The sequence below is a fragment of the uncultured Chitinophaga sp. genome (genome assembly GCF_937874145.1).
In the GTDB taxonomy this organism is placed as follows: Bacteria; Bacteroidota; Bacteroidia; order Chitinophagales; family Chitinophagaceae; genus Chitinophaga.
Window position 1 is genome coordinate 1 of the sequence record NZ_CALNBI010000168.1, and the last position, 10567, is coordinate 10567.

7 protein-coding genes are annotated in these 10567 nt (G+C 56.3%); all 7 read right to left on the reverse strand.

Annotation, left to right across the window (positions count from 1 at the left end; translation table 11 throughout):
• The coding region (locus Q0510_RS08015) for a dihydroxy-acid dehydratase (protein ID WP_298709880.1) at window positions 1-773 on the reverse strand (773 nt) is incomplete at its 3' end.
• A gap of 215 nt (window positions 774-988) precedes the next feature.
• Window positions 989-2014, reverse strand: a complete 1026-nt coding sequence (locus Q0510_RS08020; protein WP_298709882.1) for a glycosyl hydrolase family 18 protein — start codon at window positions 2012-2014, stop codon at window positions 989-991.
• A gap of 6 nt (window positions 2015-2020) precedes the next feature.
• Window positions 2021-3562 carry a SusD/RagB family nutrient-binding outer membrane lipoprotein gene (locus tag Q0510_RS08025; protein ID WP_298709884.1) on the reverse strand — a complete coding sequence of 514 codons (1542 nt, stop codon included), beginning with the start codon at window positions 3560-3562 and terminating at the stop codon, window positions 2021-2023.
• Between the two features lie 11 nt (window positions 3563-3573).
• Complete coding sequence (locus Q0510_RS08030; RefSeq protein ID WP_298709886.1) at window positions 3574-6816, reverse strand: SusC/RagA family TonB-linked outer membrane protein; 3243 nt, start codon at window positions 6814-6816, stop codon at window positions 3574-3576.
• A 185-nt stretch (window positions 6817-7001) separates the two neighbouring features.
• On the reverse strand, window positions 7002-7970 hold the full coding sequence (locus tag Q0510_RS08035) for a FecR family protein (RefSeq protein WP_298709889.1): 969 nt from the start codon (window positions 7968-7970) through the stop codon (window positions 7002-7004).
• 48 nt (window positions 7971-8018) lie between these two features.
• On the reverse strand, window positions 8019-8570 hold the full coding sequence (locus Q0510_RS08040) for a sigma-70 family RNA polymerase sigma factor (protein ID WP_298709890.1): 552 nt from the start codon (window positions 8568-8570) through the stop codon (window positions 8019-8021).
• Between the two features lie 70 nt (window positions 8571-8640).
• Window positions 8641-10567 (reverse strand): ATP-binding protein (locus Q0510_RS08045; RefSeq protein WP_298709892.1); only part of this gene is annotated, 1927 nt, incomplete at its 5' end.

Below are 10567 nucleotides of genomic sequence, written 5' to 3' on the forward strand. Positions count from 1 at the left end.
TTTTCAAACGCCTCACGCGTGAGTACATCCGAAGGCTTCAGGTCTTCCCGCACCATGTCCACGATCCTCCGGCCCGTCAGCTGCGCCAGCACTTTCCGGTTGGAATCGGCAGCAGGAATTGCGGCGTTCCCCGGGAGCGAGAGCCCCAGCGATTCCACCATGCAGGCCATCGAAGATGCCGTACCCATCACCGCGCAATGCCCCCTGCTCCGGCACATGCCCGCTTCCGCTTCGTTCAGCTCTTCTTCACTCATGACGCCAGAACGCACGTCTTCCGAAAAGCGCCACAGGTCGCTGGTGCCGATGTTGCGGCCCCGGTACTTCCCTGTCAGCATCGCCCCGCCCGATATCACGATCGCGGGGATATCCACGCTGCAGGCGCCCATCACGAGCGAAGGCGTGGTTTTATCGCAGCCGCACATCAGCACCACGCCATCCAGCGGGTTGGCGCGGATGGCTTCCTCCACTTCCATGCTCACCAGGTTGCGGTACAGCATGGCCGTGGGTTTGATGAGGGTTTCGCCGAGAGACATCACCGGGAACTCCAACGGGAAACCGCCGGCTTCGATAATGCCTTTTTTCACCGATTCGGCCAGTTCCCTGAAATGTGCGTTGCAAGGGGTGAGCTCCGACCAGGTATTGCAGATGCCGATCACCGGCCTGCCCCTGAAATGGTCGTCGGGGATGCCCTGGTTGCGCATCCAGGCGCGGTAGATGAAGCCATCTTTCCCCGTTTTCCCGAACCATTGCTGGCTCCTGAGTTTTCTTTCCATGGAATCCTGTTTGAGTCTGTTTTACGTGGAATGCGTCTGTAGATCACCCAATATAAGACATCAGACCGGAAAGTAAAAGACCCGCCGACGGGCGGGCCTTTACCGTTAAACAGGAGGACATATACCGCAGGAACGGAGGCGGGTACTCTCTCCGGGAAACCCCGCGCTCCTGCCGGCATGCAGAGCGCCGGCTTCCTGCTTGTTTGCATGACGTGCTACGATCCGGAAATCGTATGGTGGATCGTCCGCAGGAGCGAACGGGTGTCGGTCGACGGGAGGTCCTGGTTGATCTCCCAGATCATGACGCCCGCTGCTCCCTGGCTGATCGCGTATTCCACTTTGCGTTTTATGGCAGGTTGACCGTTGTAATAAATCGTTCCGGCGCCTTCTACCGTCACGGCGTCTTTTTCGGCCGCGCCCGGGTAGGTGTTGACAAGCTCGCTGTACGTCCTCGAACTCGCTTCCGTGGCGGGGAATCCCGGTCCGAAGCCATACCCGTAGAACGGCAGCCCGATCAGCAACTTGCCTGCCGCAATCCCGCGGCTTCTGAAGTATTCGAAGTCGCCGGTTGCTTTCGCGTGGCTGGCGTGGGGGCCGGGTGCGGAGGGGTTCCAGAAACCGGTTTCGTCGTACGACATGATATTGATGAAATCGAACTGCTGCAACGTGCTGTCTGCAATGCTCTGCTGCGTTTTCCAGCGCGCCAGGGCCGCGGTCATCACTTTGTTGCGGGCATGCAGCGCCGCGCCCAGCTGGCTCACGAAACCCGCGTAGTCTGCATTGATGAGATCGTTTTCCAGGTCCACGTCCACCCCGGCAAATCCATACCCGGCGTCGGTGGCCAGCTGCACGATTTTCGCAATGAAAGCGCTACGGAGGCCGGGTTTAATGAGGTTTTCGAGATGGGGCGACGGGCTGCCGCCTCCGATCGCGAAGTATATCCTGACGTTGGCGTTCTTCCCCCGTGCCGCGTCCACCGCTCTTTTCAGCGCCGCCATGTCCGGCCCGAAGTCGCCGCTGGCGGTGGGGTTGAAAAACGCCAGGGTGAGGTCGGTCACTTTGGAAATATCGGCGCTGTTGACCGGAGCTTCCCAATTGCCGTTCCAGCTGAAGAGATAGGCCTGCGTCCGGATGCGGGCGTTGGCCGGTTGATCATCCGGCTTCGGCGTTTCCTTCTTTGATTTGCCGCAGGCCAGCAGCGGGAACAATGCCCAGAGTATCAGCAGTCTTATCTTCATCATTATATTTTATTGTTTATCCCACCAAACCGGCTTCAGCCAGTCGTTGGCGCCACCAATCCGCTGCAGGGCGTCCTGGTAGTTGACGGTATTGGTAAATGCTTCCGTTCCGGGATAGAAGAGCCGGCGGAAGGGCACTTTGTTCGTTTCCGATTCCGTACCTACATCTTCGATGGCTTCCAACACCGGGAAGCCGGTACGGCGCTGATTGGCGAAGGCTTCGTAGCCGTTGGGGAAGAGCGCCACCCATTTCTGCATGTTGATATGCTTGATGGTGCTGTCGTTCGCCGGGAGCGGGTGCGCGGTAACGAACGCGTCGACCTGCGCCTGGGGGATGGCGGCCATGCCGGGATACATTTCCAGCTGCTTCATCGCCGCGCGGATACCATTGTGGTAGAACTGTTCGGCATTGCTGCCGGCCCAGCCGCGCGCCGCCGCTTCCGCGAGGAGGAACTGCACTTCCGCGAAGCCCATATGCAGGAAGGAAGCCTGCAGCTGCGTGAATGGCAGGTTGATAGTGCAAAATTTGTTGGCATGTGGGATCACGCGGCCGTCCGGCGCGGTGAAATCGCCCCAGTTATCCCACCAGTAAAGTCCGGGCGTAACTGAGATGTAACCCGTAAGGTCGGTGATATCGTTGCCATCGGGGTCGCGGTTGATGAAGTAGCTGGACAGCCGGGGGTCCTGCTGGTTCTTCAGGTAATGCACGAAAGTGTTGGTGCCGATGGTGTACTTGAAGGTCGATTCCTCGTGGAAGGCCTGCGATAGACCGTTGCCACGGAGGTCGGGGAAGCCGAAGTTTTCGTGGATGATCTTGAAGTTATCGTCGGCGTTCGTCATCACGCCTGCATCCACCGCCGCTTTTACCTCCCTGGCCGCCGCCACCGCGTCCACTTTCGACATGCGCATGCCCAGGCGCAGGCGCAGGGAATTGGCGAGCCTTTTCCAGCGGTCCATATTCCCGTTGAACACGATATCGTTCAGCAACGGCTGCTTGCCCGCGTCAAACTGGGCCGCGGCCTCGGTCAGCTCCTTGATCAGGTCGGGGTAAATCTCTTCCTGCTTGTCGTACTTCGGCGTGTAAATCTTCTCATAATACGCCACGCCGGCCTGGGAATAAGGCACATCGCCATAGGCGTCGGTCATGAGGGAAAAGACGTACGCTTTCAGTATCCTGCCCGCCGCGATGTAGTTTGTGAGGTCCGGATCGCTCTTCGAGCGTTCGAGCATATCGATGAGCTGTTTCAGGCTTTTGCCGTAGAAGAGCTCCCACATACGCTCGTTATAAAAATCATTGCGGATATACTTCCCGCCGGAGCGCATGCCCCAGCTGCCCGTCACGTATTGCGCACGCGGCAGGAAGAAGTAAAGGTTAGGATATCCCGTTTCGCGCCCGCCGGTGAGGTAATACGCCGCGGCCGTCAGCTGTTGCCCCGGCGCGATATTGGAGCCGCGCGTGGGGTCTGTATTGATGGAATCAAAATCCTTCGTGCAACTGCCCGCCAGTGTCAGGGTCAGGCAGCTCATTAAAATATATGAAATGCGTTTCATGATGGGCCGTTTTAGAATTTAGCATAAAGGTTGACGCCGTAGGTTCTGCGCGTAGGAAGCGATCCGTACTCGAAACCCTGACCGTTGCTGTTGTTGTAGCTGGATTCGGGGTCCACGTTCGGCACATGCTTGCTGATCGTAAACAGGTTCCGCCCGATGAGCGATATCGCCAGTTCTTTAAACACCCCGTTGCCCAGCATGGATTTCGGGAACGTGTAATCGATATTCAGCTGGCGGATCTTCACGAACGATGCGTCGTAAATGAAATGCTCCGGGATGTTGTCCGTCACGCGCTGCCACCAGGCCTGCGGGCTCACGAACGCCGATACATCCGTGTACACCGGTTTTCCGTCGGGGTCCGTACCGGTCTGGCGCACGCCGCTTACCGACCGTCCGCCCGTGGGCACCCAGTCGCCGGGCGTTTGCCCTGCTGCAAGACGGGCCCTTTCCGATTCCGCCCATCCTTCACGCCCTTCCAGCGTAGCTTTCTGCCGGCCGTTGGCATGTGCGAGGAGATTGGTCATGGAATAGATATGCCCGCCTTGCTTGATATCCAGTAATACACCGAGTGAAATATTCTTATAAGTAAACCGGTTGTTCACCCCGCCGATCCATTCGTACTGTCCGCTGCCGATCTTGGTGTCGGTAGGATCGTATAAAGGCAGGTTGTTCGCATCCAGCACGATCTTGCCCTGGTCGTTGCGCAGGAATTTCCTTCCTACGATAATGCCATATTCCTCCCCTTCTTCCGCCACGATAGAAGCATTCGCCCAACGCGCCGACGCCAGCGTGTAGAACCCTGACACGAGCGGGCTCAGCTCCAGTATCTTGTTGCGGTTCCGCGCGAAGTTCACATTCATGTCCCAGTTGAAGTTCTTGCTCACCACCGGTTTCACGAGCATCGTTACCTCGATGCCGCGGTTGCGCACGTTGCCGGAGTTGATCACCGCGCTGGTATACCCGCTGGAAGAAGAGATCGGCGCATTCAGTATCTGGTTCCGGGTGTTGGATTGGTACCAGGTAACATCCAGGTTGAGCCTGTTATTGAAGAACACCAGGTTCGCGCCCGCTTCATACGATTTGCTGATACTGGGCTTCAGCTCGCTGAAAGGCACCTTGTCCACTGCCACGCCGCCGATCGCATATCCGCCCACGATGGGCACGTCGGGGTTGCTGCCGTATGTCAGTTTCAGCTGATACGGATCGATCGCATCGGTACCGGTTTGCGCTGCGGAGAATCGCAGTTTGCCGAAAGTGAGGAAGTCGTTCTTCGTCATCAGTTCGGTAAACACGAAGCTGAGCGATGCGGAGGGATAGAAGAAGGAATTGTTGCCCATCGCCAGGGTCGACGACCAGTCGTTCCTCCCCGTCAGATCGAGATAGAGGAAATTCTCATAAGCCAGGTTCACAGCGCCATACACGGAGTTGATACGTTTGCGTAGAATCTGCTCATTGCTGAGTTTCGTTTTGAAGTTATTGATGCTCCGCACGCCTTTCACGCTGATGTCGCGGCCGGTGGTGTTGAGAAGGTTTTCATTGTAATCCATGCGGTTGGCGCCGAGGTTGGCGCCGATCCAGAATTTCTTCACCTGCTTGCCGTAGTTCAGCATCACTTCGGTGTTCGTTTCGCGGAACACGCGGTCTTTCAGGTTGATCATCCCGCTCTGGTTGAACGGCGTGGAATATTCCATGAATTCGCGGAAACCGAATTTAGAGTAATCGGTGCCGGTCCGCGCCTGGACAGACAGCTCCGGCAGCAGCTGGTATTTCAGTTGTACGAAGCCGTTCAGCCTGTCTTGCCGGCTGTTGTTGGGCTGTTCGTAAATGGCCCAGAAGGGGTTCACCTGGTACTGGTTGTTGTTCCAGTTGATGTAATCGCCGGTTACGGGGTCTTTATAATTCTTCAGCCAGTTGATATCGATATTGGGCGCGATGCCGCTGAGCACGTAGCCGATGTTGTTCGGGTTGTCGGACAGGGCGGGACGGTTGTTCACTTTTTCGTTCAGGTAAGTGATTTTCGCGTCGAGGCTGAGTTTGGACGTCAGCTGCGAAGAACCGCGCAGCGCGAAGTTATGGCGGTTCAGCCCGCTTTCGGGCACGATGTCTTTGTTATTTACGTTGGTGTAGGTAAAGCGCAGTTGTGCTTTATCGCTACCTGTTGATACCGCCACCGAGTTGGTGAGCGTGAGCCCCGTGCGGAAGAAGTTGCGGATAGGATTTTGCGCCTTGGTATAAGGAACGCGGTCGCCGTTCCAGAGCCACACCATGCTGTCGGCACTCATTTTCGGGCCCCAGCTGGCCTGGGAATAGCCGCGGGCGGTATTTACGTCGCGGGGCAACAGTCCGTCGCGGCCGCTGCCGTATACCTGCTGGAAATCGTAGCTGCTGTTCAGCTGTTCGAGCACGGCGTTGGAGGTAACTTCGAGTTCCAGACCCTGGCGGCTGCCTTTCTTGGTGGTGATGAGGATCACGCCGTTGGCGGCGCGGCTGCCGTAGAGCGCTGTGGCGGCCCCGCCTTTCAGTACGGAAATGCTGGCGACTTCGTCGGGGTTGATGATGGAGGAACCGTCGCCGAGGTCGTACCCGCCGTATTTATCGGCTTGCCCGGGCGAGGAATTATCCGCGGGGATACCGTCGATCACGTACAGCGGCTGGTTATTGCCGCCGATGACTTTCACGCCGCGGAGGGTTACTTTCACGGAACCGCCCACGCCGCTGTTGGTGGCGTTGATGTCGAGCCCGGCAACGCGGCCGCTGAGCGATTGGATGGGATTGGTTTCCCGCGCCCTGGTGAGGTCGCTGCCTTTCACATCGGTGAATGCATAGCCGAGGGAGCGCTGTTGCCTGCCGATCCCCAGCGCCGTTACCACCACGGTGTTCATATCGATCACTTTCTGCGGGGCGTTGGTATCGGTGGGATGAATGGGATTGCCGGCGGCTTGTTTGATGATGATCTGGTTGCCGATGGCTTTGATGGAATATTGCGCCGGGGGGAAGATCACTTCCAGGAGATTTTGCAGCGAAGCATCTTTCCGGTCGATGGAATATTTAGGGCGGTTGGCCAGTACGCCGTTGGGATAGGCGAACGAAACGCCGGCCTGTTTTTCGAGTTGTGACAGGATCGCTTCCGCAGGCTTGTCCTGGATCGCCACCGTCAGCTTTTTCGACAGTGCGTCATTGGGGCGCTGCGCGATGGCGGTAAAAGATGCGCAGGCCATCGCGATCAACAGTGTAATACAGGGAATAGTTTTCATTTCTACATTTTAAGAAGTGAAATCGCTTGCCGGCGGTGCGGACAGGCATGGCGCTACCATCAGGATCAGCCGGCGGATCCCCTGGGCGGGCAATACATCTCCTACCGGCAGGCACCGGTGATAAAATGGGAACGGTAAAGGTTTACTTTCTTTTGATTCTGGTTTTAATTTTCGCTGTTACGATATCATTTGCGTATTAACTCATAATCGTTGGCCGACCGGTGGTTGACTTCCAGGTCAAGCATTTCCGCGAGCACAGCCAGCGCCTGGTCGAGCGGCATATGGCTGAACCGCACGGTGATCCTGCTGTCGCGCAGCTGATCGTCTTTCGTTTCGAGGGACACCTGGTAGTAAGATGCCAGTGTTTCCAGCACCACTTCCAGCGACTGGTTGCTGAAGCTGAGGTCGCTGTTGCCCCATCCGCAGCGGTACGCGAAGTTGCCTTTGGGCTGCTCCAAAGCGCCCGTTCCGGCATTCACCACCGCCATGTCGCCGGCGGTCAGGATCAGCTTCCGGCCGTTGCCTTCCACGCTCACCTTCCCATCCCAAACGGTGACATCGCTGAACCCTTTCGAGGTACTGATATTAAAGGAAGTGCCGAGTACTTTCACCACGCCTTTCGGTACCTGTATGCTGAATTGCCTTTGAGCATCCTGGCTGATCTTGAAAAACGCCTCTCCGGCGGTCATCCGCAGCGAGCGTTCGTGGCCGTCGATTTTATATTGCACGGTGGCGCCGGGGCGGAGGAATACATCCGATCCGTCGGGCAGGCGGAGGCTGTCTTTCACGGCGTGTTGGGCGGTATAGGAAACCCATCCCGCATCGGCATCCCGCGTCAACCAGTAGCCGGCCAGCGCCAGCAGGGGCAGCGCCACAGCGGCCACGCGCCACCAGGTGCGGCGGGGCTGCATGGTACGTACTTTCGCCGGGGCGGCGGATTGGGTCATATGTTCATTCAACCTGTTCCAGCCGGATTGCATATCGAACGGTTCCGCGGGCAGGTGCCGCGAAGCCTCCCAGACCCGCCGCGTTTCTTCGAACAGGCGGCGGTTCTCCCCGCTGGCATCAAGCCAGGCGTCCATTTCCCGGGTTTTCTCCGGGTTTGCGCTATCGGCGAGGTAGTCGATGATGAATTTGGACAGGTCGTTTTCCATATGCTTATAGTATGAAGACAATTCAGAAAGCCCGGACTTTGATGCCGGTCAAAAATTTTTTTTCGGGCCCAGTTGCTGACGGAGGGATTTCAGGGCAACAGATAGTTGAAAGTAGACGGTATTGAGCGTAATCCCCAGTTTTTCCGCTATTTCGGGGGGCTCCAGGCCGTTGATCCGGCTGAGGAGGAAGATTTCGCGGCAGCGGGGCGCCAGCGTCCGGAGGGATTGCATCAGTTCCTGCTGGAAGAAAATATAGTCGGAAGCCTCGTAAAAGGATTGCCCGTCGGCCTGGAATTGCAGGATTTCCTCGCCGATATGGCGTTTCCGCCTTTTCAGCTCGTTAATGCACTGGTTGGTGATGGCGCGGTACAGGTAGCTGCGGACCTGGCCGGTGATGACGATCTGCGCTCCCTTATCCCACAGGTATGCGAAAAGATTGTGAACCATATCTTTCGCCAGGCTGCTGTCTTTCACCCACCGGTAAGCCAGCAGGTATAGCGATTCGCTGTAGGTCGTGTAAATTTCCTGGAAGACAGTTACATCCCGGTTACGCAATGCGTCGTTGGCCGTGGCGGCAGAGATGTGCGATTCCTCCTTCATTCCCGTAATAATACAAAATATTCACATACTTTCCTGTGGGGTTTGACGTTGCGCCATTCCGGCGCCGGCATCAATATTGCGCCTGCGTCCGCACGATCAGGTTGAATTCCCGGTTGAAGGAATGCTGATATTTTTTCTTGTATTCCGAAGGGTTCATGCCATAGAGGTTACGGAATTGCTTACGGAAATACTTCAGGTCATAAATCCCGGACTGGTAAGCCGCTTCGTTCACATTCACGTTCGTACTCAGGATCAGGAGGGCAGCCTTGCGCAGGCGGATGGAGCGGATAAACGCATTGATAGACAGTCCGGAGACGGATTTGACTTTTTTATAGAGATTTGAATAGCTCATATTGCACTGGCTGGCCAGGAATCGCGGATTCAGTTCTTCGTTATCCAGGTTTTCTTCGATGATGGCAATACATTTTTCCAGGAAAGCGCGGTAGGTGATGGAAATTTTCTGGGAATGCTCGCGCAGGGCGATGTTATCACAGAAATATTGCTGCAGCGCGTTCCTGTTTTCGAGGATGGTACGTATCCGCGCTGCCAGGAGCTCCTGGTCGAAGGGCTTGGTGATATAATCCTCCGCCCCGCTTTCGATCCCCTGCAGCTTGTTGGCCGCGGAGCCCAGTCCGCTGAGAAGAATAACCGGAATGTGGTTCAGGAACGGATCCTGCTTGATTTTCCGGCAAAGTTCCACACCGGTAAATCCCTCCATCAACACATCACTGATCACGATATCAGGCACGTGCCGGTGCGCCAGTTCCCATCCCGCGGCGCCGTCTGCCGCTTCATAGAATATATACCGGTCCGCGAACATCTTTTTAAGATATTGCCGCAACTCGGAATTGTCGTCGACCACCAGCAGGGACTTTTTTTCTGTGATTTCCAGCAGGTCGATGTTCGGCGCATCCTGAGCGGGCGCATCCGGCAATTGCTCCATCCTCCCTTCCGGCTTATTCCATTCACGCGCCTGTTCAGTGCCCGCATCCGGCCACCTGTTTTTTTCCAACCGGATCTCGAACGTAGTTCCCCGTTCGCTCGAGCTGGTGCACTCGAGTGTACCGCCATGGCCATCCACAAACTGCTTGACCAGGTACAACCCTATCCCGTAACCGGCCTCGTTTTGCTGCGACTGCTTCTTCCCCCGGTAATATTTTTCAAAAAGACGGCTTTTGACATGATCTTCCATCCCGCAGCCGGTATCAGCCACGCGGATCTCCACATCTTTGCCGGCATCGCGCAGCTCCACTACGATGGCGCCTTGCGCAGGGGTAAATTTGATGGCATTGGAAATGAGGTTGAACAATACGATTTCCAGTTTGCGCGCATCACCTGACATGAACAATTGCCCGCCTTCAAATACCAGCTCATACCGGATGCCCCTGCTTTGCGCCATCTGCATGAAGCATTCAAATGTATCCCTGCAAAGCTGGTACAAATCGAACCGGCTGATTTGCATGCGGCTGGTTTCGTCTTCCGCCGAACGGAAAAGCAGCAACTGGTCTACCAGGGTCAGCAGCCGGCTGGCGTTGCGGTAAACGATGTTGAGATCATGCTTCGAATCATGTTCCGCTTTACCGAGCATTTCCTTTACCGGATTCACGATCAGCGTTAGCGGGGTACGCAGCTCATGGGTGATGTTTGTGAAGAAAGAGAGCTTCTTTTCATTCAGTTCCTTTTCCTGTTTCGTTTCCAATTGCGCCAACAGCACTTCGTAAGCCATATGTGCCTGCTTACGCCTGTACCGCGTATAGGCGTATACTACAGCGCAGATCAGGAAAACGTACAAACTATAAGCCCACCAGGAGCGATACCATGGCGGCAGTACATGAATGTGGAGCCGGGTTTCAGGCCCCCACTCGTTGCGGGAATCCGACGCCCGGATGCGGAGTATATATTCCCCCGCTTCCAGACGGCTATAATTCGCCGCCCGAACTTTGCCCGCAGGAATCCAGTCTTTATCCCACCCTTCCAGGAAATAAGCATAATTCACT